Below are 25,564 nucleotides of genomic sequence, written 5' to 3'. Positions count from 1 at the left end.
CGAAAAACTAGTGTTTCGATTCCAAAATAGATTCCTTATTTCCTGGAAAAAATTCATGATCGTTGGATCGATTCAAAGTTCAATTTTTATGAACCTACTTAGGAATCGCAGTACTAGAATAACTCCATTTCAAGTGGGAGGAAATTAAGCGGTTTAAAATCTAATCCATAGCAACTGTAGTCAGCCGTCTTAGGCCAAATTTGTCCACGCGCCCACGGCGCGGCTTTTCCGCGTATGCAAAGAAAGAAAAGCAAATAATCTCTTATTTGTGCACTTTTTGTCATTATTTCATCGTAAAAAAACAAAATCTTTAAAATATCCTTAACTTATTCTTTTATTATGTTGGAGAGTTTGAGAGATTCAGCAGTAAACCACTTAAAAGAAGCTTTAGAGCTAATGCAAAAAAATCAAAATGAGGAAGCCTTAAAAGCACTTGAAAAAGCTGAAGAAGCCGCACGTCATGAGAAAACAAATGACATTTTTCTCTATGTTCAGACTTTAAAAGGACATCTAATGCAGGCAGTAGGGGCATATGAAGAAGCTCTGAATATTCATTCCCTTGCTTTAAAAATTGCTGAAGAACTTATCTCAACAGATCCTGATAACGAGCTTTACCAGTCAATCCTTCAGATGAACCTTGACGAAATTATTACTCTTGGAAATATTTTGTATAACACGGGACGTTTTCTTCAAGCAAAAAATTGCTATGAGCTACACCTTCAAATCTCTCAATACCTTCTCGCAACTGACCCCGAAAACGTATCTTACCAATCAGATGTAGCAATGACACTCAACAATTTAGGTGCCTTGCTTAAAAATATGGGGCGCATTGAAGAGGCTAAACAAAGGTACGAAAACTCACTCGAAATTTATGAAAACCTTCTCGCAACCGACCCCGAAAACGTATCTTACCAATCTTACGTAGGAACTACACTAAACAATTTAGGTGCCTTGCTTTCTGATATGGGGCGCATTGAAGAGGCGAAACAAAGGTACGAAAACTCACTCGAAATTTATGAAAACCTCCTCGCAACCGACCCCGAAAACGTATCTTACCAATCTTACGTAGGAACTACACTAAACAATTTAGGTGCCTTGCTTTCTGATATGGGGCGCATTGAAGAGGCGAAACAAAGGTACGAAAACGCACTTGAAATTTATGAAAACCTCCTCGCAACTGACCTCGAAAACGTATCTTACCAATCTTACGTAGGAACTACACTAAACAATTTAGGTTCTTTACTTTCTGATATGGGGCGCATTGAAGAGGCGAAACAAAGATACGAAAACGCACTCGAAATGAGGCAAAACCTCCTTGAACATGACCCCGAAAACGTATCTTACCAATCTTATGTAGGAACTACACTCAACAATTTAGGAAACTTGCTTTGGAATATGGGGCGCATTGGAGAGGCTAAACAAAGGTACGAAAAAGCACTCGAAATCTACTCCGAACCTATGCAATACCTGACGATAGGTAGAAAATCCCATTCGATAATGAAGCTTATTGAGTTAAATACAGAACAGGCAAAATCTGAAACCAATTCTCACCGCCAGATTAAGTATCTGGAAGAAGCTTACCAACTCTGCAAAAAGAATCAGGAATTTTTTAGCAAATATGGGCTGAAGCATGAAAAGAAGTTGGTGATGGAAGCAGGTCTCAGTGCTTATGTAGATTATGTTATAAAGGATATTAGAGAGGAAAAAGACTCGGAAAAAAGGGCAGAGGGATACGAAAAGGCGATTAAAGCAATTGAAAAGTTGGGGAAAATTGAGGATGACGAAGAAATTGAAAAAACTGCTTATTCTACTGTTTGTTATCTTGAAGGAAGAAAACTGGTCAACGAAGCCCTTGGCTCTGAGCAACCGGATCTGGAGTTAATCAAGCAAGCTACAAATCAGTTCAAGGACGCGAAGGAAACTTACAAAAAGACAAATGTTTGTTACTGCATTTATATTGGGTTGCTTAAAATCCTTGAAAATGTAGAGCTTTTTGAAGAGGAAAATGGCTCTAAAGCTAAAGAAATAATTAATCAAGTAATCGAAATCCTTCCCGAAAATATTGATCCAGGAATAAAAGGTGCATTTGAAGAAATTGCAAAAATATTTGATGAAAAGGACATAAAGAGCCGCAAAAAGCATCTGGAAGAATTTGACGGAAAAATAAGAGCTATTGAGTATAAAGCGCTTGAGAATTTGTTTGGGCGTGTTCAAAAGAAGCTCAAAGATTACATAGAGGAGCCTTTCAGCCCTAACCTTTTTTATAACAACTGGAAGCTCAGAATTACATTTGATGCCGAAAAGATAAAAGATAAATTGACCGTAAAAACAGCAAATACGATTATTTTCAACCGTGCACTGAGCAAGGAAGAAATTAAAGACAATGAAATTGAAATTGATTTTCTGGAAAGAAGGTATATTCCCAGTGGTGAAGATAGAATTATCTTTGAAACTCCAACCCAGAAACCAGTGATAAGAGATATTGATTACTCAGAAACAATAAGTAAAAATAAAAAAGCTCGAATCTTTTTGCATGATTGCTTCAACGGTGTCTGTACCGCAGGGGATTTGAAAGTTGCAGTTGTACAGTTAAGATACGATGTTTATGGTGAAGACTACGCAGTAAAAGTTCTGGAAAGTGAAGCCTATAAAAGAAAAGTAATGGCAATACTTGAGGCTGTCAAAGAAGAAGCTGATATTATTGTATTCCCTGAATTTTCGATACCTTTTGACTACCTCGAAGACATACAGAACTATGCTAATGAAACCGGGATAATTGTTTTCGCAGGTACACACTACGTTACGGAAGAAAATCTTGAAAAATATGAGAAATTGTTTGCTTCTGACTTTGGAGAAGAAGATTTCCGGAAGAATATCTGTCCTGTTGTAATACCTAACTCTAATATAATACACAGCGAAAAGATGTTTGGAGCAAAGGAAGAACGTGACCTATTTTTTCACAAAGGCATGAAACAGGGAAAATTGAACCATATTTTCAAGTTGCGGGATAATCTTAATCTTGGAGTTCTTATCTGCTTCGAATACCTCAATGACGAACTGAGACACCGCCTGATTTCTGCCTGTGATATAATTCTTGTACCTCAGACAAATCCCAAACCTTCAAGATTCTATGGTGTTGCAAAGAATGATCTAAACAGCCCCCTTTGTGCCGGAAATAAGGCGTTTTTAATGGCTAATGGTGTTTTTAGGATAGGAAAAACGAAAAAGGACGTTGAGAAATGGCTATCCGGTCTGGAAAATGAAATTGAGGGAGGATCATCCGGTGTTCTGCTAACTCTCGATAAAGACTCATATAAAATGCAGGATGAGGGAATAATCTCCCACGTTAAATACCAGAAAGAGCAGTTTATTCTACTGGCTACCATAAATACTCAATTTTCCGCTTCAAGAGACGTGCAAGCCGGACATGAGCCAATAAAAACATCGTTTATACATATTTTTGAAGAGAAAGAAATACGCCTCATCAAAAGCGAAAATATCACCAGAGAGAATACAGAAGAATTTTTGGCTCTGATAGGGGATATTAATTTTTGTAAAGACCGAAAAGAAATTAAAACTCTGATAGAAAAAAACAGCTCTCTAATTGAAAAATACTCACCGCTTATGCATGAAAATATTAAGAACCTGAATAATCTGGATTTTGAGGATATAAAGGAAAAATGCCGATGCATTCTTATTCCAGCTAGCTAAAGGGTATAAAAATTCTGTTCTGGTTTATTTCAATTCTCATTCTGCGATTTTAAATATTCACTTTTGTACAGGCCGCTCTCCTTCGTCGAGCGTGAAAAGCTCCCGTAAAGACGATACTGTCCAGTACTGGCTAATAAACGATCAATTTTGAATCATATCAAAGCTTTTTATGCTTTTTTACGTTCAGTAATATCCTGAACTGTTCCGTTCAGCCTAATCGGAATATTTTCATTATTACAAATAACTTTGATATCCTCGTGCAGTATACGCTCTACTCCATCAGGTCGGATTATTCTATATTCAGCGTCAAAGAACTTTTTATCTAAAGCTTGTTTGACTACTTCAACTAAATACTCACGCTCATCTGGATGTACACGGCTCAAAAACATATCGTAGGTGACGCCAAATTCTTGAGGCTTAAATCCGAAAATACGATAAACTTCATCAGACCAGCGTACTTCCCCGGTTTCAATGTTGCGACACCAATTTCCAATATGAGAAATTTCTTGAGCTTCAGTAAGACTTCTTTCCCTTTCTTCAGCATCCTTTAGATGTACTCTCAGATTCTGTATCTCATCTTTTAAGGCGTGGTTTTCATCTACTAGAGCCTGATAGGATATAGACTCCTGATTTGTAGTGTCTTTGTAACTCATGCATATATTTATGATGTAAAAAAATAAATATTTTTCCAATAAATTATCAAAAAGTCAATTTAAAAAATAAAAGTTTAATATTAATAAACAAATTAGAAATTTAATATTATATTAACTTTATATATAATAAAAAACAATCAGCAAATTTGTACTCATTCTGTATTTGCACTCATTCTGTATTTGTACTCATTCTGTATTTGTACTCATTCTATATTTGTACTCATTCTGTATTTGTACTCATTTTGTATTTGCACTCATTCTGTATTTGCACTCATTCTGTATTTGCACTCATTCTGTATTTGTACTCATTCTGTATTTGCACTCATTCTGTTATAGAAACCAAGTTCTTCACTGAAATGATAAGAAAAAATTAATTAAATTCTAAAGTAAAATACAGGCTTGAAGTCATTTTTTGTTTAACGAATTGATGTAGGGCTGTTGACATGCCTGATTTGCTTTTTCTTTTACTGAGAACTTCAATGTGAAATTAGTACCATTGTCCCTTTTCAGTTGAAGTTCTCCGTCTAACTGGTCTACAAGGATATTTACTAATTGCAGGCCAAGCGACTTGATATTTTCTAAATCCAGGTCTTCAGGAATTCCTATTCCGTTATCCGAAATTATCAGGCTGAATATTAAACTGTGCATTTCGTTACACTTTTCTTTATCCCTGAAAAAACGGACTTGAATTTCTCCTTCTTTTTTTTCAGTAAATGCATGCTTTAAGGAGTTAGAAATGAGTTCATTAACTATTATGCCCAATGGGACAGCAGTATCCATGTCAAGAAATGTGTTTTCTTCCAGATCCGTATTCAGGTGGATACTTTTGCCGCTAGTGCTGTAAGTCCTGAATAGATTTTCAGCTAACTTTTCTAGATAGGAAGAAAAGTCCAGTGAACAGGCTTCATCCCCTTTATAGAGTTCTTCATGGATAAGAGACATTGAAAATACACGGTTCTGGCTTTCACTGAAAGCTTTTCTAACCGATTCATCTTTGAACTTATCAGCCTGGAGGTCCAGCAGGGAAGAGATTACCTGTAAGTTATTTTTGATTCTATGATGAATTTCCTTTATCCGGGTCTTTTCGAGTTTTATCAGAGCTTCTTCTGCTTTTTTACGTTCAGTAATATCCTGAACTGTCCCATTCAGTCGAATTGGAGTATTCTCATTGTCACAAATAACTTTGATATCCTCGTGCAGTATACGCTCTACTCCATCAGGTCGGATTATTCTATATTCAGCGTCAAAGAACTTTTTATCTAAAGCTTGTTTGACTACTTCAACTAAATACTCACGCTCATCTGGATGTACACGGCTCAAAAACATATCGTAGGTGACGCCAAATTCTTGAGGCTTAAATCCAAAAATACGATAAACTTCATCAGACCAGCGTACTTCCCCGGTTTCAATATTGCGACACCAATTTCCAATATGAGCAAGCTCTTGAGCTTCAGCAAGACTTCGTTCATTTTCTTTTAATGAACTGTAAGCAATTTTCAGCTCTGCTGTGCGTTCTTTTATTTTTTCTTCTAAACTATTGTAGGCTTTTTTAAGGGCTTTTTCAGTTCGCTTGCAGTCGGTAATGTCCATAATCATGATCAATGACCCTGCGTATTTTCCTTGATCATCGAATAATGGACTGAAGGAAAGAATGCACCATAGATCTGATCCATCTTTTCGGGTGAACCGATAGTCAATTAAGCGGTTAACTTCCAAGCGGTTAACTTCCAAGCGGTTAACTTCCAAGCGGTTAACTTCCGGCATATACTCGCGCAGTCTATCCTCCATCCCTGTGCTAAACTCAGGGGATATGAACTTTTGAGGCGACCGTCCCAGGATCTCTTCTATACTATAGCCCAGCATTTCAGAGACTTTCTGGTTGACAAAAACTGTTCGATTGCTGTTATCAGTTAACCATATACCCTCCTGAGAGGTTTCCACAATCTGCCGATACTTTGCCTCACTTTCGCGTAATGCCTCCTCAGCTTGCTTGTGTTTGACAAGTTCTATTTTAAGATTCTCAATCAGGCGGAAATTTTCCAAGGTTAGTGATATAGATGACGCAAGCTGCGTCCCAAAACTAATATGGACGTCACTAAATGCAAAAGTAGATTTGTGAAAGTTGAAAAAGATCACACCGATAACTTCATCTCTGGTTATAAGAGGTACAACCAGTGCGGAACGAACGTTCCATTTCCTCATATAATCGCGATTTACCCTTTCATCATTAAAGGCATCGTTAATAGCGACCGGTTTTTTAGTTTTAGTTGCAAGTGCAATATGAGGTTCTTCCTCGTCATTCATTCCCAATCCAATCATATCTTCTGGAAAACCATGTGAATAGCTGAGAACCCAACGGGTGCCCTTTTTAAGAAAAATAGCGGCAGTCTCACTCCCAATTGCCCTGGCTGCTTCTGAAACAATTTTTTTCATAATCTCGTCGAAATCAAGGATTGAATGAATTGTCAGATTGATGGAGTTAAGTGACTCACGGAAAGTCTTACTCAACTCGCGCTCCGGACCCACTTTGCTGATTATAGAGCACTCAAGTTCTTCAGCTTCCTCTAGGTGTGCTCTCAGGCTCTGGATTTTATCTTTTAAGGCACGGTTTTCATCCATTAGTGCCTGATAGGATATGGGCTCCTGATCGTTAGTATTTTTAGGACTCATATTTTATATCGTCCACTTAATAATTGATTTCAGCTTGCCAATTGATTTTTCTTAGCAATTATTCCTTTTATTGTATACTTTTTTAACATTCCTGTCATTTTTTACACTAGCAATAAAATTTAAACTCATTACCTGAAATCGCCCAATTTTTGATTTTGCTTATTCTCTTCAGGCTCTTTTTTATGACGATATATATAGTACAATGAGAACGCACCATGGAAGTGCAGAGGGTCATTGTATACCCTGATCTTCAGGTTTAGGATAAAGTAATCCCTCACCTCTTTTTTTGTTTCATATAAATCTATGTGCCATTGCTTCTTGTAAAATAAGGTTTCTTGGTACCAGGTTACAGAAGTTGGCAATGGAACTTCGCACTAAGAAAGTCTTGTAAAAGGATACTAAGTTAATCCCAGAAAAGCAAGCAGGCGGTCTGAAACATACCTTGTACTTTAGTATGGGGCTACTGCACGCAAATTTATATTTCATGTATTGTTGCGAGTACTGAATAAAATACTAGAGTTTAAATTAATAGAATTAATTGTGTTCTTAATAATATATTAGGGTTTAAATTAATACAGAATTAATTGTGTTTACGTTAAAGTACTCATTGATTATGATATCATCAAGTTTGGAAGATAATGTGCAATGAATAGATTATAAAGTATTATGAGGCATAAAATAAATAAGTTTTCAATAAATTATGAAAATATAAAATTCTTTATTTAAATATTTATACACTTTACCATCTTTACTTGGAATAAAATTTTTGGTCGCGCCTCACTAACTGGTTAATACTTTATCTTTGAGTATTTTTGTTTATTTGCATCTACTTTTTAAGCTGCCCTGTGTACAGGAAATTGAATGTACATAAAGCAAAAAGTGAGAGCAAGATGTGAACGTATGAATATTCTGGAAACATCGACCAACTATTGGTGGACCCTCTAAACAATCAAAAAACGAAAAAAGGTAGAAAAAAGGTAGAAAAAAGTAATATCCGCTAAAAATCCTATATCCGCTAAAAATCCTATCTCAACTTCATTACGATGTAAACAGATCGAAAATATTTCCAAGCATACTGCTGTCAGCCTGATATAATTCGGTGTATTTGCAGCGCTTGCAGGTGATATGGGTAAATCTTTTGTTCTGGACATCGAAGATTTTGCTGAGAAAGCCGCCTGTAGTGCGGATCTCGCCGGTTTCGTAGGTGGTATTTCCGCATTTGGGGCAGATGAAATGAATATCTTTACTCATTTTATGGCCTCTTTATTCTTTTTTAGATAATCCAAAAGGTGGGATACCTTTAGTGTTGCGATATTTAATGGTGTTGCAAAGAGTCTAACTATCGCCCAGATCCCAATAAAAATAACATCGTTTCAGTTTTAAAGAAAAACAGGCCTGACAGAAAAAGATTTACAGGAAAGAGATATTAGAAAAAAGGATTATTACTAAATAAGAACCATGAAAACAAAACCGATAATTGTAATTGCCCTTCTAATCTCATCCATTCTACTAGCTGCTAGATTCGTCCCTGGAACCGGCGCAGATCAGTTCAAAGAAGGAAAATACATTCACGTTGACAATATGGTAATTCAGTTTGAGAAGACTAATGCGACCATTTACATAGACTACCATCTCAATCCCTTTGCTCAGGCATATATATCACTTTTTGGCAGCAAAAACCTGGAGCCCAAGATAAAGGAAATTTTCTCCGAATTTAAGGGAGTAAAGATTCAAACGATAGGAATATCAAGTGCCTCGCTCCAGGTACTAAACATTTCTAGAGAAGAGGCCGGAAACTACCTGTGTGATCCATATGAATTAGGGGTGCAGTCTGACGTTGTCACGTTTGTTTATCCTCCTAAAGGCAAGACAAGGAGTTATGAAAATGTAAAAGTCACTCCGCCGGTCTTTTATTAAGTAAAAGAGGCGAGCTATAAATTACCTGCTTAACTTTAATTACTAGTTTACTTTTGGTTTCTTCAATAGTCTCCTTTCGTTCTTTAATAGCCTGTTTTCGTTTTCCAATAGTCTTCTTTCGTCCTTCAATAATCTTCTTTCCGGCACTCCATTTTTCCTTTCCATTCCTCCGTCTTTGCTTTCCAGTTTATTTCTCGTTCCTTTGTTAATCCAATAAAGTGGTTCTCTTCTCATTCGTGGAGTTAAATTTCCCAATAAGACAACTAACTCAAAAATATAGCACAAAAAGAGAATTTTATCCGCATTTCAGGAATACATATTTAATTAGAAGCCTAATTTTCTGTGATAGCGATGGGAAACTTCAAACTGAAATGTCTTAAATGCGGAAGAGAGTACGGCCAGGAATACAGACTCACCTGTGAGAATGATAACGCCTTTTTACGGGCGGAGTACTCAGAAAAAAGACTGGTGTTAAGAAACCAGCCAGGTATTGGAAGGTTTCATTCCTGGCTCCCGGTCCAGGAAGAACTCACTACGGATGCAGGACCCATAACTTACAAAAGTGAAGCTTTTGCTAGAGAACTCGGGCTCTCTAACCTTTATATAGGATTCAGCGGGTACTGGCCTGAAAGAGGGGCTTTCATTAAAACCTGCAGTTTTAAAGAACTTGAAGCCCACCCAACCATGCAACTCCTGAAAGAGACCGGAGGAAAAGCCGTAGTCCTTGCCTCTGCAGGAAATACCGGTCGGGCCTTTGCGCACGTATCGGCTTTGACAGGAACTGATGTCTACATAGTTGTACCGGAATCCGGAGCTTCGAAGCTGTGGCTGCCTGAGGAGCCTACTGAATCTGTCCATCTCATCAGTATGAGTCCAGGAAACGATTACACTGACGCTATCAATCTCGCAGGCAGGATTGCAAAGCTGCCTGGTATGGTATCCGAAGGTGGAGCAAGAAATATCGCCAGAAGAGATGGAATGGGCACTGTGATGCTGGATGCAGCAGTAACTATAGGAAAAATGCCTGATCACTACTTCCAGGCAGTAGGAAGCGGTACAGGAGGAATTTCAGTATGGGAAGCTGCAATGCGTCTCAGAACCGATGGGCGGTTCGGGCAAAAACTCCCGAAACTCCAGCTTGCCCAGAACCTTCCTTTTGTTCCCATGTACAATGCCTGGCAGGAAAAAAGAAGAGAAATTATTCCCGAACTTGACATGAAGGATGCAAAGAAACAGGTAGAAGAAACCTATGCAACCGTGCTTACCAACCGTACTCCACCATATGGGGTTATGGGCGGGTTATACGATGCACTTACCGACACTGACGGAATAATGTACGCAATTACCAGAGAAGAAGCCCTTGAAGCTAAGGCTCTTTTCGAATCTCTTGAAGGAATCGACATTCTCCCTCCATCAGCAGTTGCAACAGCCTCCCTATTAAAAGCTGTGGAAGAAGGAAATGTTAGTAAGGATGAAACTATTCTTCTGAACCTTGCAGGCGGAGGATATAAACGCCTGAAAGAGGACTACACACTTTATCAGATCGAGCCGGTAGCTACTGCTAAAAATCCTGATATTTCCTTAGACGAGCTGAAGATCTAGATGAGCTGAAGATCTAGACAAGCCGAAGATCTGAGTCCAAAAAACTCCAAAAACCAGTAAAAAAATAAAGAAAGCTGAAGAGGCATGTGCATGGCAAATCCGGAAGAAGAAGTCATAGCAATAATGAAAAAGTCAGGTATCGACCTTGCCGCAACTCTGCCCTGCGACAGGATCAAAAACCTGCTTCCCCTGGTTTCGGAAAATTTTCCTGAAATCAAGTTAACGAGAGAAGAAAACGGCGTGGGCATTTGTGCCGGGTTTTATCTCGCAGGGGGAAAGCCCATGATGCTTATCCAGAGTACCGGGCTTGGAAATATGATTAATGCCCTAGAATCTCTGAACTTAATCTGCAGGATCCCCTTACCTGTTCTGGCAAGCTGGCGCGGGGTTTACGCTGAAGGCATCGAAGCCCAGGTTCCGCTTGGCGCCCATCTCCCTGCAATCCTTGAAGGAGCAGGCCTGGAATATTCAATAATTGACGAAGCCGAAAAGCTGCCTCTCCTTGAAACCGTAATAAAAGACGCTTTTGAGAACCTCAGGCCACATATAGCCCTGATTTCTCCGAAAGTTTGGGAAAGTTCGGATTGTTGTGCCTGGGAAGCGGCTGGACTGCCCGAAAAACCAGAGATTATGGAAAGAGCATGTAGTTTTAATCTTACAAGGGAAACCCTCAGGCCATTAATGCTCAGGAACGATGCGATTTGTGCAATTGCTTCTCAACTCGATGATGAAATTACGGTGACAAATCTGGGGGTTCCCTGCAAGGAACTTTATGCTTGCAGGGACAGAAAACTCAACTTTTATATGTTTGGTTCAATGGGGCTCGTCTCGTCGATAGGGTTTGGCCTTGCTCTTAGAACCGAGAAGACGGTTGTGACCTTTGACGGAGACGGCAGCCTGCTTATGAATCCCAACGCCCTGCTCGAAATTGCCAGAGAAACTCCGAAGAACCTGATAGTTATCTGCCTTGACAATGGCGCCTATGGCTCCACAGGCTCGCAGGAAACCTGTGCTCTCCGCTATATTGACCTGGAAATTTTTGCAACTGCTTGCGGAATTCGAAATACGGCTAAGGTAAACAGTCCAGAGGAGTTAATAGAAGCTTTCAGGAAGTTTCGGGCCATGCAGGAACTTTCCTTTATCCATGTAATCCTGAAGCCTGGAAATACAAAAGCACCCAATATCCCCCTGAGCCCTGAAGAGGTTACAAAGCGCTTCAAAGAGGCTTTAAAAGCTTGAGGCCTGAAGAGGTTTAAAGCAAAGAGGTTCTGAAAACTGATATCTAAAAAACTGATATCTAAAAAACTGGTATCTAAAAAACTGGTATCTAAAAAACGGTCATGTACCTGGATTACAGGAATAGGCGAAGATGCGGGACGCATCTTCTTAACCTTACTAATTAACTCTATAGTGTCTTCTTACTACGTTTTCCTTCATGGTGAAAAAGAAACAGTCTTGCGTCACATTTAATTTTGCTGTAAGTGAGTAGACATCACCACACTCTTCAGAGCCTTCTTTAGTTACATTTTTTTGCTTTTTTATATATGGCCAGATTTCATCAACCTTTACTCTCTTAAGATTGAGATTTATGACGAAATAAGTTTTAACTTCTTTTGAATGATTTCCTGCATTTGTAAAAAAATACTGTATTAATTAGAAGAATCTGTCAAATTTGAGATATATTTAAAAATGGTAATTGTCCTACTCTCGGAAATGTTAGTTTGAGGATATTTCGCAGGATTATAAGGAATTATTTTTTTCCATCAACTGTAAACTAAATATAAATTATTTAAGTTTAATAAAAAATACTTTGTTTCTCATATGTAACTCAAAGCTCTATAAAATTTTATTAAATTGATAATTATTTAAAAAAGTTAATAAGTAATCAGGTATAGTCTTCTATAATGTCCAAAGGTGACAATTTAGAGATATTAGCAGAGAACCATTTTAAATGGTTATTTGAAGAAATGGATTTCCAGTTAATTGGTGTTCGAAGGCAAAATAGTGGCGCACAATTTGGATTCGATATTAAAGTTCAATTTTTTGATGATGATGATAACGTAAGGAATTTTTATTTTGAGTGTAAAGACTATTCATCTGATCTACATTTTAACTCTATCCTTAGAAAGATTTTTGAGTTAGATAGTTCTGCATACAGTCCTGATGCATTTATAGCAATATCCCCAAAGGTACAAATTTCAAACATAAATGATAACACACTAGAAAATATTAAAAACAAATTTAGGTTTCCTATTAGTTTATGGGATACAACTAATAATATTAAAGAATTATTCGCTCTTAATAATAAAATTTTTTATGAGTTATATGGATATAATTACTCAGACCTGATCGACAGCAATAAAGTAATAAGACGAACGAAATCATTGATTAACAGTTTGATAACTCAGAAAAAAGCTCGTGATCTGGGAAATAGAATAAAGATTCTCGATTCAAATCGAGATCCTAATGAAAAAGAAATTCTTCGAACTACTTTAGATTTAAAATTAAATGCAGTTCTTCCAGAAGAAAATAAAGTAAGACTGCGATATCATAAATATCGCTGTGATTATAAAGTTTACCTAGAAGAATTAGAAGATAATAACAATGAGTTGAGATCTGAAATCTTAGATTGGCAAGAGAATTTGAGGATCAAAGCAGATAGGTTGACAGATAAATTCAATACTTGTAATGAATATAATTCCCGAAAATTTTTCTATGATTTCTTTGATGAAGCAAAAGAAGATTTGGATATTTTCTTTAAAAATGGGAACTACACAGGAGACATCGAAAAATTACTTCATGGAATCATCTTTGAACTGGCTGCTGAATGCCCCCTTGATTGGAGAAAAAATGAATTCTGACATTGACTTTTTAATAAGTAGAATTGAAGAAAAAAACTTAAAAGTTAGTATCAATTTGGACAGACCTATATATAAACAGCCAGAAGATTCTATTGTTTACCGGGCTTGTAGAATACTCCTTATTCTAGGGATGGTAAATGTTGATAAGGGTATTAGTAAAGAATTAATTGCTTGTATAGATTTTATTTTGAGGAATAATGCTTATCAATCAAAGTTTATTTTTGAGTATTTCAAGAACAAAAAAGATTTTTTGAATAAATTGAGTTCATGGAAAAATCAAAAGAATATTGAAAATGATTATTACTTGATTCAATACAAAAGTGTTCCTTGGGATCTTAGATTTAACGACATGTTCCTATTCTTGTCAATTCGAGATTTTATTGAAACAAAAAAAACATCAAAAGCGGTAAAAATTAAAATTTTAAAAAAGGGTATGAAATTATCTGAAGAATTACAAAATATTTTTAAAGAAGAAACTGATTTCCTAAATTTATTTAATGGAAAGATTGAGGAAAGTAAAACTAAACAAATAATTACAGAAGTAATCCCAAAAACTTATTGGCGAGAAAATGAGAAACTTATTTATTAACAAGTTAGAGTACTCAATCCTGTGTGCCGATAATTCAAACTATGGGGCTCTAATTGAATTCAAAAAGGGTCTAAATATTATTTATGGGCCAAATTCTGTCGGCAAGAGTAGTATAATCACAGGTATTTTATATGGATTAGGAGCTGAGAAAAGCCTCGGTATATTTAAAAACAAAGATAATCCATTTAAACCTGAGTTTTATGACAAGATTGAAGGAAAAAAAATTATTGAATCTCATCTACTTTTAGAAATAAATAATTCAGATACAACTGTTACTATTAAACGGAATATCAAGGGAAAGAAAGATATTTGTACTGTAAAAGACTGTAATTTGGAGCAATTTCATTCCGTTAGTGATTCTAAGAATTATATCTTAGGTAATGGAACAATGGATGAATATGGATTTCAGAGATTTTTATTTAATTTTTTGAAATGGGAAATCGTTGAAGTTTTGGGATATGACGGAGACACTAAGAAGTTGTATTTTGAGAATTTAGTACCACTTTTTTTCATTGAACAAAAAGCTGGTTGGTCTCAAATACAAGCACGTCAGATTACTCGATACAATATAAGAGATGTAAAAAAAATATCTTTTGAATATTTGTTTGGTCTCGAAAAGTTCGATATACATCTGCTTGAACTACAGAAAAAAGAAATTAGTACCACGATCAAAAACTTAAAAGCAGAATTGGATTTTATAAAGAACCACATTCTTGCACAAGGAAATGCCACTGTTGATGATGGTAAACTTATAGTTGATAAAATTGGATTTGGCAGGTATGAAATAAATAATTTAATAAGTTGCTTGGAAGATCTCCTAAAAGAAAAAGAAGAAAAAATTAGAGTTATCTATGATAACAAGGATGCATTTGACTCTTCTGCAAACTCTAAAAGGGATAAATTAAGGCAAATTATAAATTCAAAGACTCTAATTTTGGAAAAAAAGAGAGATTTAATTAGAGAAATTAATAGTTATAAAAATTACATTGCAAAAATTGAAATTAACAAAAAAAAGAATAAGCAATTGGAACAAATTGAGAAAATTAATTTTGATTTGAATATTACCCGCTGTCCTGTTTGTGAGTCAAAATTAAATTTTAGCGACGAATTACATTGTAAATTGTGCAAATCAGAGATCAATAATAGTTCCACTGCAACCGAGAACTTATTATTTTTAGAAGATGAAAAGGCTTCTTTCGTTAAGATCTTAGAAACCCGAGAATTGGAACTAGAAAAAACGTTGCAGACTCTCCAGAATTTGAATTCGGATGAGGAACACTTAAAGAATATGTTAGATTTCCAAATGAAAACTTATCTTGGGCAAGAAATCCAAAATTTAAGAGATTTGGCTAGAGAAATAGATAAAATTTATTCTGAAATTTTGAATTATAAGAGCTTATTAGCAAAATGGAATAACTTGATTCCACTCCAAAATAAAATTGATAACAATGAAGACTATAAAATGCAAATTGAACAAAAAATAAAAGAGTACGAGAAATCAGTAACAGATACAGAAATTTTAGAAACAATAAAAAACTTTTTTATTTTAAATTCAAAAGATTTACACTTATTTACTGCAAACGATAGTTTAACACATGAAATACAACTCTATTCATCTGATAATTATACACCTTCTTTAGAAATTTATGATATTTCCAACATTAGCAGTTCAAGCGATTACATAAGGATAATTCTTAGTTATTATTTGGCTTTACTTCAAGCTTCTATAAAATTATCCTATGTAGATAGAATAAGATATCCTAATCTTTTAATTTTGGATGAGCCAAAACAACAAAATTTAGATGATAATGACATTAGAGCTTTCGTGAAGATTATAACAAAAATTCCAAATATTGATGAATGGCAAATTATTTTGACTACGTTTAACCCTAATGAAAAGGATTTACTTGCAAAATACATTAAATATGAAATGATAAATAAGAAAGACTTCTTGTTAAAAAAAATATAACAGTTATTGAAAAGTTCTGCGGAACTTCGCCGAAAAGAAAAAAGAGAAAAACATAAAGAATGAATAAATAAAAAATTACGTCAATGGTTTGGGACACGACCACCTAAAAAAACTGATATCTATAAAACAAGAATTACAAATTGTAAGAGTATTATATGAGAGAAAGATGAAAAAATACTGGATGATATACAGGACAGTTGTTGCTTTCTCTCACTTTTTTACTCGCTCAAAGATTTTTATAGCTTCTCAACTTAGAGCTTTTGCTTAGAAATTCCAATTTTTCACACCTGCTTTTTAGTCTTACTCTCTCCAGCTTATTTTTTCTACAGGCTCATTAAGCCTGAATCTTCCTGTGAGAATTTTCTTTTTGAGTTCTTCAGCAGCTATATTTGCTCTTGCACGATCGGATTGACGCAGGGTTATCTTAATGTCCCTGAGACAGCCTCCGGTTGCACACCTGACAGAACCCAGATTTGCACTGAATGCTTCTCCTCTGCACCTTGAGATACAGAGTCCGCAGTTAAAGCAAAATTCCGGATTGTGTACAGCTCCGTTTTCTCTCCGGCTTACCGCACCCATGGGACAGGCTTCGATTACAAGGCAATCCTTGCAATTAAGGCATTTTTCGGGCTCGTACTTAATATTCAGGTCCACGTTATCCCATACATCCCCATAGGTGATTTCACAGAGAGGAATTCGCCCTGCGAGATCTACCAGCTTGAGTGGGATTTCCTTATCCAGCTTCAGGATATTTTCCAGTATTCCTTCGTGAAGAATCGGGATAGGAACAGCCCATGTATTGATAATTTCAGGGCCGGCAGATGTTACAAATCCTCCCATGTACTCAGGGGTCATGTCATGCATATCCGCAAAACCCGTAAGGTTCGGATTATCCGGAGCGCTTCGAGTGCCAGCCCCAGTTACAAATCCGTCTGCTCCGTTGAGAAGTACCCTTGTCCCGATTCCTATAGTTTCAAGCTTGGGGTCGTTTTCAATTGGGTTTAACTCACCGCAACCGCAAAAGGTCATTTCCTTAAACTCACCTTCAAACGGCAGGGCGTGAAAGATGGTTTTGATAGGCTCTTTTCCAGGGTTTACAAACGCCCTATAATTCTTAAAGGCATGTCTTGTTGCATTGAGTTTCGCATAGGGAATCTCAGATAGTTGCGTTTCTACCGAGAAATGGCCTCCTTCACTGGTAGTCACATCAACTTTAATGTTTTTTCCTTCTACCATCTCCCTGAAAAGGTGTCCGCCTCCGTAGTTGGAATCAAACTTACTGTGAGCAGTTCCAAGTACTATCAGGTCCAAAATTCCAAGCCTTTCATTCGGGCAGGGACCAACAACTGCCGGCACACCGTTCAGCAGGACTTCAGACGCCTTAACAAATGAGTCAGGCTCTGAAACTTTGAACGAAAGTACGGCATAGGTTCCACTCATAATGCCACGTGTTGCAGTTGTTACAACATCCACATCTTCGAGCTTTATATCCTCCCCTGCCTGAATTCTCTCACTAATTTCCGTAACCGTAAGAACGATTGCGTCTCCGGCATCAATTTTATCCTGGATTTCTGGGATTGTCCGGGACGTCCCTGTGTTATCTAATGCTCCGTTCATGTTTCCCTCAACCGGGATATTGAGTTCATCCTATTTTAGGAGTAAGGATTGCCTGAGAATCATATACCATAGAGGAAAGAGTAAGCTTGAAATTGGCCGTTTTAGAGAATGGGATAGACTCAAAAGTTCTCTTCACTTCTTTTTGTTCTTTTTTCGTATGAGATTTTTAGTTTCTGGAAGGGTATGGATCTGCCGTGACCTGGAAAATATGTCCTGCAACTTGCAGCAATCAACCTCTGCCAGCTTTCTAGAAGTTCACGGATGTCGTTTGCAAAAGGAGGAAAGACACTCCAGGGCACGACATTGAAAAGCGTATCTCCTACGAATGCAGCGTCATTTCCAATCACAAGGCTTATCGAGCCTGCAGTATGTCCAGGTGTGGAAATGACTTTTGCACCAGGGATATATTTTCCAAGGTCATACTCGTTCCCTACTACTATATCAGGATTGACAGGCTGATATTTTGATTTAGAGACCATCAAGGAATTTCCAATTTCCGATATCATTTTTGAGAACCACATGGTACCTCTTGGAAAGGGAGTTATGCCCTTTTCCAGGCATCTTTTTTCTGATGCATGAACCAGAACTTTTGCTCCGCTCCGTTTTTTTATTTCGGCAAGGCAGCCTGTATGATCATAATGAGTGTGAGTGAGAATGATCAGAACTATATCCTGAAAAGCAAGGTTGTTCTGTTCTAGGGCATTTTGAATGTTTTTGATTTTGCCCGGACATCCTGCATCCACAAGAACCCCCATACCAGCTGAAACTATCAGATAAGAGTTTGAATGCCCCATTGGGATATTAATAACGGTGTAAGACTTCTCGCATTCTGGTCTTTTACTTTTCAAGCTCTCACGGCTTAGCCGCTTGTCTTCGCTGGAACTCATTCAGGTTTCCCCTAAAATCTGGAAAGAGTTTTGTTGCTCTTTTCATGTTTTGCATTGTATTGCCTTTTGCATTGAGCCTCTTGTGCCACCTTTTATATTGAGCCTCTTTTTGCTCATTGAGCTGCTTTTACTTTGAGCTACATTTTATTTCCTTTAACAGGTTTTGCTTTCTAGAGATTAATATGTGGTATTATTGACTTACTAAAGAACTATGTCCCACAAAAACAAATCAGAGAATTAAATTTGAAAAGTGATGTCTAAAGAATTTTTCAATGCTGATTGGAAAGCACACTCATTAAAAAGATTTATAATTAGAGCCCAAAAGAGAAAATCGGAAGTACACTGTACAAAGATTTCACATTTTTGAAGGTTGATTAGGTTAGAAAAAGTCTATACCACCCAAAACTTATATAAATGATGATGCGCACTATGGAGTTGCACTTTTGTACGAAAAACAGAAGCAACAAACTACTGGGCTCGTGGTCTAGACGGTTATGACGTCGCCTTGACATGGCGGAGGTCCTGAGTTCGAATCTCAGCGGGCCCACTAAAAAAAGTTCCGGAGATTTTTCCGGAAAGTGAAAAAATAAAACGAAAATCAGTTATCATTTAATATAAGTATACCTTAAGTTAACCTGCTTGCCCAGGTAGCTCAGTGGGAGAGCGCTGCCCTGAAGAGGCAGTTGTCCCCGGTTCGAATCCGGGTCTGGGCACCATCATAGGACATCAGTAGTGTAGCGGTCATCACCGGGCGTTGCCAACGCTCGAACCCGGGTTCGAATCCCGGCTGGTGTATAACTTTTTTAATGCAGTGCACCGGATAAGTATTTTCTGATGCAAAAATCACAAACAACATGGGCTCGTGGTCTAGACGGTTATGACGTCGCCTTGACATGGCGGAGGTCCTGAGTTCGAATCTCAGCGGGCCCACTAAAAAAAGTTCCGGAGATTTTTCCGGAAAGTGAAAAAATAAAATGAAAATCAGTTATCACTTAATATAAGCATACCTTAAATTAACCTGCTTGCCCAGGTAGCTCAGTGGGAGAGCGCTGCCCTGAAGAGGCAGTTGTCCCCGGTTCGAATCCGGGTCTGGGCACCATCATAGGACATCAGTAGTGTAGCGGTCATCACCGGGCGTTGCCAACGCTCGAACCCGGGTTCGAATCCCGGCTGGTGTATATTTAATTTAGTTCAATATTTAGAGGCACTTTTGAATAAGATAAGTTAAGAATAAGGTAGTTTTTCCAGTTTTTTCCTTTTCTCTTTTCGTTATCTGCTCTTTTTTTATCTGTTCTTTTTCATCTGTTCTTTCCTTATCTGTTATTTCCTTTGTCTTATTCTTTCCGTTGTCTCTTTCCTTTACCTGTCTTTATCTGCGACATTTTCCGGACCTACCTGATATTAATATTTTTTGCTTTAAGTTTGAAACATTTATTGTATTGACCAGATATCCGATAAAACTTTAGTTTCTGAGCAAATTTCTCCCATATTTGTCTCAATATTTCAGTTTCAAATCTTTTATTGTCAAGCTTCTGAATGATATCAGGTCCAATGTTAACCCATGGTTAAAACTTGAGTTCAGAGTTGATTATAGCTATAAGGTTTGAAATTTAGATATGTTAACCAAATTATTGTCAACCAAAACATTAATTAAAACATAAATTGATTATAATTATTGGATATACATCTCGAGAAGACAAAGAACAAGTCTGCTTGAAGAGATCTATACCAACTAAGTTGCAAACCTGAAAAATCGTAAGGAGATCTAAAATGCCAGGAAAGTTCCAGAAGAGAAATGCGGAAAGGAAAGGTATCAGAAAAGAATATGAACTGGAGCAGAAGTTAATAAAGGAAATCGTAGGCGAAATTCAGGTAAGCGGCGGTGGATCAATAGAGTGAGTAGAAAAGTACACATAACAATCCAGGCTGGAGAGATTTCTGAGCAGACCGTAGAAGTAGCTGAGAGCGCTACCTACGAAGACCTGCTTAATACTTTGGATATAAATCAGGAAACAGTACTTGTATTAAATGGAGGGAATGCTGTTCCCCTTGATGGAACAGTCAGTTCCGATAGACTTACAATTCTCAGAGTTGTCACAGGGGGCTGACCTGCCAACAAAAAGCAGAATCTCTCCTTTATTACAATTCTTTTTTCCACCTTTTTTGAAGTTCCCATATAGCGTTTACCACAGAGTTCCATATCATGAGACGGAGCCCTTTGTTCAAGAGGGCTAAATTAAGGAGAGAAACTGATTTTCAACTCGCCCAAGGAGGCAGATTTACCAACAAACCTTTTTAATAAGGTCTGATCGCAACTTTTTCTGAGAAATGCTTGACCAAAGGCCCTAAGTCGCGGAGTATAACTCTTTTTAAAAATGTTTAATCGAAGATTTTTATCCACGTTTGAGTTTGAGAATCTTATCCCCAACTCTATCGGCATGATCAAAAAACTTTTAAAAAAACTGCTTGCCCGCAACCCTTTTAAAAAAACTGCTTAACCGCAACCCTTTTAAAAAAACTGCTTGACCGCAACCCTTTTAAAAAAAGGCTTGACCGAAAAAATCAAGCAACAACGTGGTAGGCATGATCAAAAAACTTTTAAAAAAACGGTTTGCTCGCAACCCTTTTAAAAAAAGGCTTGACCGAAAAAATCCAGCAACAACGTGGTAGGCATGATCAAAACCCTTTTAAAAAAAGGCTTGACCGAAAAAATCCAGCAACAACGTGGTAGGCATGATCAAACAGCGTAACGGTTGATCTAAGACAGAACTACAGGGATGAGATGGAGTTAAAGGGATTTGTGAATAAATAGGAGCTTGAAGTAAAAAGGAAATTAAGCCGGGAAAAGAGCAAGAAAAAGTACAATTTAGGTAAAAGAGTCTGGAATGAGGTTCATTTTTAGTGCGAACGCCGAATAAATGCGCAGAAGAGGATCAGAAAAGTAGAAAATAGGAATGAAAAATGACTCGAAGAATTAAGGTTTTTGTTTCCATAATGGTCGAATTCCAGAGAAGGATTATCAGCCATTATGGAGCAAATTCGGTTTGAGAGTCTTCACTTTGAGGGAGTAAGAGGCACCTTTTTACTCATAACCTTCAGCTTCTTAATTGCTGAGATGGTCGCCTGAGATTCTTTGTAAATTTTGTCTTCGTAATAACTGATGATCTCGTCAACTGGAGCTGCAAGAGCATAGATCTTTATTGGGCGCCCTTTACCAGGTTTCTTTTCCGAACGAACGCTAACCCAGGACTGGTTGCGCATCAGCCTCATTGCAAGACTTACTTCTGGTTGTCTTAGTCCGGTACTGATTTCTATTTCACGGGATGAAGCCTCGTCAACATTCATAAGATATGCCATAGTTGTAGCGACATTTCTGGACATCCCAAGATTCCTTAACGTTTCAATAAAAATGTGGTCGTTTTCGTCCAGCACTTTAACTTCATAGTCTTTCATGATAACCCCTTCTATTTTATAATTTTATGGATGAGTTTGTCAGTTAAATAATATTAAGATAATTATATTTAGACCTTAAAGGAAGGCTGTTATAATTACTTTTCAAAACTGACGACAATCACTAAATATATACACTGTAGATATATTTATAAGGTAACCTATTTCGTTTTGAAATATTAAATGCAATAAAAAACGTTTTTACGCTATGTAGCGGATTGTTTCTGTTTTAAGCCCGGCAACCGGCCATTAAAAACAAATATTATATGTTTGTAACCGGCTACAAGAGCCTCATTTTGTCCGTTTTACGAGATTGATGGGAAGAACCTAACAGGTTGATTAATTAAACCTGTATAGGTATATAATTAGAAGGTTATTCATCTCTAACAATTAATAATGTACTCATACTATTTAAAGTTGTATATATTAAAAAGGAGTTGAAAAACTTTCAACTAGCCTTGGCATGAAGAACTACACTAAGTTTTTGACATACAAAATATATTATAATATTCTTTTCTATATAAAAAATTTCAGGTATCATATTGGAAATATTATAATTATACGGTTGTTGTATCCTGAAATTATTTCGTAGACTCAAAACCTTTTGGCAGTCCGATACGTGATACAGCAACAGACAACGCAAAATGTTAAACGTTTAGCAAATTCCAATTTCGTTTTGTACTTTAGAACGATCATGTAAAAGAAATAAATATGTAAAAGGCAGAAATCAGAAGTTGGAGTAAAATAATGGGTCACATGTATACGATATATAACTGCAATAACAGAAATTAAAAAAGCGAAATAATGTTGGGATAAAACATCTTTCTTTGATTTCATGCATTCAATCCCTCAACTCTGGACAATGATCCTGGAGGAAACATTTCAATTCGGAAACCGTTAGCAGCAGAGGGATATTAATTCCTTGTTTTCGAAGGTCCGAGCAAAGCCTTGAAAGGAGGGGTGGGATGATTCCAGCTTCATTTAATTTTTCCGTGTTCGAGAACACATTTGCTGTTGGCCCGTCCAGCAAGATTTTGCCTTGCTTCATCACGACAACCCTTTCAGCATACTCGGCTACAAGTTCCATGTCATGTGTTATGAGAATGACTGTTTTCCCAAGTTTGTTCAGTTCCTTAATCTTATCCAGGAACTTTGCGATGTGCCCTCTGTCCTGCCCTGTTGTCGGTTCGTCCAGAACAAGAAGGTCCGGCTCGAGAGCAAGAATAGAAGCTACTGCCAGGCGCTGTCGTTGCCCCCTCGAGAGAGAGTGAGGGTGCCTATCTTTATAAGCTGAAAGTTCCATTGTTTCCAGGGATTCGTTTACCAGTTTGTCAATTTCTTCTTTGGGAATACCCACGTTTTCGAGTCCAAAACGGACTTCTTTAGTTACACTGTCCATAAATATCTGCGAATCTGGATTCTGGAAAAGATACCCGACTTTCTTTGACAACTGAGCTGTCGAATACCCTTCTATGTCTTTTCCATTAAGCAGGATTCTTCCAAAAGAGGGTCTGTAAAACCCTATCAAGTGGCCTGCTAGAGTTGTCTTTCCAGCTCCGTTGTGCCCAAGAAGAGCAAGAAACTCTCCACTTTTGATATCCAGATTAATGTTTTTCAGGATTTCCGAACCATCTTCAAGCCTGTAGTAGAGGTTCTCTATCCGTACAAAGGGTAAGTATTCTTCTGAAGATAAAATAGAAATGGAAGTTTCAGGTTTTTGCCATCTATGGTTTTCAAGTTGCCTGGTAGCAGGCACTTGCAGAAGTTCAGCAAGTCGCTTCATAACGTTTTCATAGGACGGAACTATTGAAGCTTCATAATCCATTCCCAGCAGATGGGCAATTTCAGTGAGTTGAGGAGGGTAAATCCCGAGTTTTTTAAGTGTTACTTCTTTGCGGCATAGGATTTCAAAAGGTTTTCCGTCAAAGATAAGTCTGCCTTCTTCCATTACAAGCATACGATCTGCCATTTCAAAAACCGAGTCAAGTTTGTGTTCTATCAGGATAAGGGTTGTTTGCTTTTCTTCATTTAGTTTATTTAATAGTTCAAGCACCTCCTGGGTGCCTGCAGGGTCAAGATCCGATGTTGGCTCGTCAAGAACAAGGATCTCAGGCTCCATTGCTAGATTTCCTCCTATTGCAGTCCTCTGTTTTTCCCCTCCTGAGAGTGTGAAAATGAAATGATCCCTTAGCTTCTCCAGCCTAACTGCTTTGAGAGCTTTTTCTACTCGGGACAGTACTTCAATTATGGGCAAGCCCAAATTTTCAGGCCCAAAAGAAATATCTTCAGCTACTGTCATACGAAACAATTGGGTTTCGGGGTTCTGGAACACCATTCCAACTTCAAGAGCCAACTTCTTAATTTTTTCGTTTTTAAGATCCTTTCCCTGAAGCAGAACACGCCCGGAAAAACTTCCTCCTGATATTTCTGGAATTAGCCTGTTAAGGCAGCGGACAAGAGTACTTTTTCCACACCCGCTTGGACCCACAAGGAGCACAAATTCCCCTTTTTTAAGTTCAAGATTTATGTCCGAAAGTACCTGGGAATCTGAATGAGGGTAGCTGTATGTTAGGTTTTCAAGCTTAATATGCACAGTTGGCCTGGCAACTGAAACTTTCTCCAACATGGAATCCATACTATCTGTCTCTTCATTATACATTTAAGTTTAAATTTATTATGAAAAGTAAGAAATAGTTTGATTATAATATATTTTCGTATGAAGCATTTTTATGGAGAGTCCTTATTTGAAAAGCCTTTTTCGTTATGAACAAAAAGATAGCCTGCTCCACAGGCTTGACCCGAGAGTTAAACTGCTCTGGCTCTTTGGAATTTCGGTGCTAAGTGTTGTTTTCGGAACTCCTGATTTATTGGCAATATTATTCATATCAACTTTACCTTTCTGGTTTATATTAAAGCCCTCAAAAAGCAGGATAAAAGCAATGCTTATTATCTTCGGGAGTGTCCTGTTAAGCTTTACAATATCACAGGCTTTTTTTTATTATTGGGCCAAAGAGCCGTTGTTTACTCTTATTCCATCTTCTTTCCCACTGGTGGGACCTCTTACAGGAGGGATCTATTTCTATGCAGACGGAGCTATCTATGGACTGTATCAATCTTTCCGTGTTATGGCTTCTCTAAGTGCTGCTATGCTTGTTATTGCCACAACTCATCCCGGAATGCTCATCGATGCATTTGTTCGTTTTTTCGAAATTCGGATCGCAGGGAAACGTTATAGAATAGGCATTCCATACGAAATTGCATTTATGGTATCCTCTGCAGTCAGCTTTGCTCCTACAATGCTCGAAGAAAGCAGCATAATCCTCAATGCAATGCAGGCAAGAGGACTTGAGCTGAAAGGTGATATCCGTAGAAAAGCAAAAGCCCTGAAATATATCCTTGTTCCTCTCGTAGTTAATATACTCAGGGCAGGAAGAAAGCTTGCCATTGCTGCCGACACCCGAGGCTTTCGAGCAAACAAGCACAGGACCTACGTAAACGAACTCAAATTAAAAAGGAATGATTACATCTTTCTGATATATACAATCCTTTTAACGTCAGGTGGGCTTTATCTAAGCTACAAGGGTTTCGGGGGCACAGTACCTGTTTGATGAAGAATGTCTGAATAAAATGCCGATTCT

Annotated in this window: 18 protein-coding genes and 6 tRNA genes; 16 read left to right on the top strand and 8 right to left on the bottom strand. The window is 37.5% G+C overall.

The window, feature by feature from the left end:
* The first annotated feature begins 396 nt into the window (after positions 1 to 396).
* On the top strand, positions 397 to 3,711 hold the full coding sequence (locus MSBRW_RS20150; RefSeq protein ID WP_196298032.1) for a tetratricopeptide repeat protein: 3,315 nt from the start codon (positions 397 to 399) through the stop codon (positions 3,709 to 3,711).
* Between the two features lie 167 nt (positions 3,712 to 3,878).
* Here MSBRW_RS20150 and MSBRW_RS06415 read toward each other — a convergent pair whose 3' ends face one another.
* The 3 genes from MSBRW_RS06415 to MSBRW_RS06405 all read right to left on the bottom strand — a co-directional run bounded on the left by MSBRW_RS06415 (position 3,879) and on the right by MSBRW_RS06405 (position 8,285).
* Positions 3,879 to 4,364, bottom strand: coding sequence for a PAS domain-containing protein (locus MSBRW_RS06415; protein ID WP_011308444.1), 486 nt, complete (start codon positions 4,362 to 4,364; stop codon positions 3,879 to 3,881).
* A gap of 405 nt (positions 4,365 to 4,769) precedes the next feature.
* Positions 4,770 to 7,034, bottom strand: coding sequence for a PAS domain S-box protein (locus MSBRW_RS06410; protein WP_011308446.1), 2,265 nt, complete (start codon positions 7,032 to 7,034; stop codon positions 4,770 to 4,772).
* Between the two features lie 1,038 nt (positions 7,035 to 8,072).
* On the bottom strand, positions 8,073 to 8,285 hold the full coding sequence (locus tag MSBRW_RS06405) for a zinc ribbon domain-containing protein (RefSeq protein WP_011308447.1): 213 nt from the start codon (positions 8,283 to 8,285) through the stop codon (positions 8,073 to 8,075).
* A gap of 207 nt (positions 8,286 to 8,492) precedes the next feature.
* On the opposite strand from MSBRW_RS06405, the gene MSBRW_RS06400 reads away from it, so the two are divergent.
* Positions 8,493 to 8,951 (top strand): hypothetical protein, encoded by a 459-nt coding sequence (locus MSBRW_RS06400; RefSeq protein ID WP_011308448.1) that lies wholly within the window; start codon positions 8,493 to 8,495, stop codon positions 8,949 to 8,951.
* Between the two features lie 42 nt (positions 8,952 to 8,993).
* Here MSBRW_RS06400 and MSBRW_RS06395 read toward each other — a convergent pair whose 3' ends face one another.
* Positions 8,994 to 9,185: a hypothetical protein gene (locus MSBRW_RS06395; RefSeq protein ID WP_048103058.1), complete on the bottom strand. Its 192-nt coding sequence runs from the start codon at positions 9,183 to 9,185 to the stop codon at positions 8,994 to 8,996.
* Positions 9,186 to 9,302: 117 nt separating this feature from the next.
* On the opposite strand from MSBRW_RS06395, the gene MSBRW_RS06390 reads away from it, so the two are divergent.
* The 5 genes from MSBRW_RS06390 to MSBRW_RS06370 all read left to right on the top strand — a co-directional run bounded on the left by MSBRW_RS06390 (position 9,303) and on the right by MSBRW_RS06370 (position 15,972).
* Positions 9,303 to 10,553 (top strand): cysteate synthase, encoded by a 1,251-nt coding sequence (locus MSBRW_RS06390; RefSeq protein ID WP_011308449.1) that lies wholly within the window; start codon positions 9,303 to 9,305, stop codon positions 10,551 to 10,553.
* A gap of 90 nt (positions 10,554 to 10,643) precedes the next feature.
* On the top strand, positions 10,644 to 11,792 hold the full coding sequence (gene comE, locus MSBRW_RS06385; RefSeq protein WP_011308450.1) for a sulfopyruvate decarboxylase subunit beta: 1,149 nt from the start codon (positions 10,644 to 10,646) through the stop codon (positions 11,790 to 11,792).
* Positions 11,793 to 12,457: 665 nt separating this feature from the next.
* Entirely contained in the window at positions 12,458 to 13,414 is a 957-nt protein-coding gene (locus tag MSBRW_RS06380) for a hypothetical protein (protein ID WP_011308451.1), read from the top strand.
* Positions 13,404 to 14,003: a hypothetical protein gene (locus tag MSBRW_RS06375; protein ID WP_011308452.1), complete on the top strand. Its 600-nt coding sequence runs from the start codon at positions 13,404 to 13,406 to the stop codon at positions 14,001 to 14,003. The genes MSBRW_RS06380 and MSBRW_RS06375 overlap by 11 nt, the downstream gene beginning before the upstream one ends.
* The gene (locus tag MSBRW_RS06370; protein WP_011308453.1) at positions 13,984 to 15,972 is read left to right on the top strand and encodes a hypothetical protein; all 1,989 of its coding nucleotides are present in this window, start codon (positions 13,984 to 13,986) and stop codon (positions 15,970 to 15,972) included. The genes MSBRW_RS06375 and MSBRW_RS06370 overlap by 20 nt, the downstream gene beginning before the upstream one ends.
* A gap of 300 nt (positions 15,973 to 16,272) precedes the next feature.
* Here the strand turns inward: MSBRW_RS06370 and MSBRW_RS06365 are convergent, their stop codons facing one another.
* A complete protein-coding gene (locus MSBRW_RS06365) occupies positions 16,273 to 17,589 on the bottom strand; it encodes a methanogenesis marker 16 metalloprotein (protein WP_011308454.1) in 1,317 nt (438 codons plus the stop codon).
* Positions 17,590 to 17,708: 119 nt separating this feature from the next.
* Entirely contained in the window at positions 17,709 to 18,476 is a 768-nt protein-coding gene (locus MSBRW_RS06360; RefSeq protein WP_011308455.1) for an MBL fold metallo-hydrolase, read from the bottom strand.
* Between the two features lie 473 nt (positions 18,477 to 18,949).
* On the opposite strand from MSBRW_RS06360, the gene MSBRW_RS06355 reads away from it, so the two are divergent.
* The 8 genes from MSBRW_RS06355 (at position 18,950) to MSBRW_RS06325 (ending at position 20,584) form a co-directional block, all read left to right on the top strand.
* Positions 18,950 to 19,023, top strand: a tRNA-Val gene (locus MSBRW_RS06355).
* A gap of 94 nt (positions 19,024 to 19,117) precedes the next feature.
* Positions 19,118 to 19,192: transfer RNA gene (locus tag MSBRW_RS06350), tRNA-Phe, on the top strand.
* A 7-nt stretch (positions 19,193 to 19,199) separates the two neighbouring features.
* Positions 19,200 to 19,271, top strand: a tRNA-Gly gene (locus MSBRW_RS06345).
* 61 nt (positions 19,272 to 19,332) lie between these two features.
* Positions 19,333 to 19,406, top strand: a tRNA-Val gene (locus MSBRW_RS06340).
* A 94-nt stretch (positions 19,407 to 19,500) separates the two neighbouring features.
* Positions 19,501 to 19,575: transfer RNA gene (locus MSBRW_RS06335), tRNA-Phe, on the top strand.
* A 7-nt stretch (positions 19,576 to 19,582) separates the two neighbouring features.
* Positions 19,583 to 19,654 (top strand) — tRNA-Gly (locus MSBRW_RS06330).
* Between the two features lie 592 nt (positions 19,655 to 20,246).
* Positions 20,247 to 20,375: a hypothetical protein gene (locus MSBRW_RS23800; RefSeq protein ID WP_268990288.1), complete on the top strand. Its 129-nt coding sequence runs from the start codon at positions 20,247 to 20,249 to the stop codon at positions 20,373 to 20,375.
* The gene (locus MSBRW_RS06325) at positions 20,372 to 20,584 is read left to right on the top strand and encodes a MoaD/ThiS family protein (RefSeq protein WP_011308456.1); all 213 of its coding nucleotides are present in this window, start codon (positions 20,372 to 20,374) and stop codon (positions 20,582 to 20,584) included. The genes MSBRW_RS23800 and MSBRW_RS06325 overlap by 4 nt, the downstream gene beginning before the upstream one ends.
* A 946-nt stretch (positions 20,585 to 21,530) precedes the next feature.
* Here the strand turns inward: MSBRW_RS06325 and MSBRW_RS06320 are convergent.
* Positions 21,531 to 21,929, bottom strand: coding sequence for a hypothetical protein (locus MSBRW_RS06320; RefSeq protein WP_011308457.1), 399 nt, complete (start codon positions 21,927 to 21,929; stop codon positions 21,531 to 21,533).
* Between the two features lie 838 nt (positions 21,930 to 22,767).
* Positions 22,768 to 24,561, bottom strand: coding sequence for an ABC transporter ATP-binding protein (locus tag MSBRW_RS06315; RefSeq protein WP_230669988.1), 1,794 nt, complete (start codon positions 24,559 to 24,561; stop codon positions 22,768 to 22,770).
* Between the two features lie 109 nt (positions 24,562 to 24,670).
* On the opposite strand from MSBRW_RS06315, the gene MSBRW_RS06310 reads away from it, so the two are divergent.
* A complete protein-coding gene (locus MSBRW_RS06310) occupies positions 24,671 to 25,534 on the top strand; it encodes an energy-coupling factor transporter transmembrane component T family protein (protein WP_011308459.1) in 864 nt (287 codons plus the stop codon).
* Positions 25,535 to 25,564: the final 30 nt, after the last annotated feature.

Origin of the sequence: Methanosarcina barkeri str. Wiesmoor, from assembly GCF_000969985.1 — an archaeon.
GTDB lineage: Archaea > Halobacteriota > Methanosarcinia > Methanosarcinales > Methanosarcinaceae > Methanosarcina > Methanosarcina barkeri_B.
This window is presented reverse-complemented; position numbering and strand designations above follow the sequence as displayed.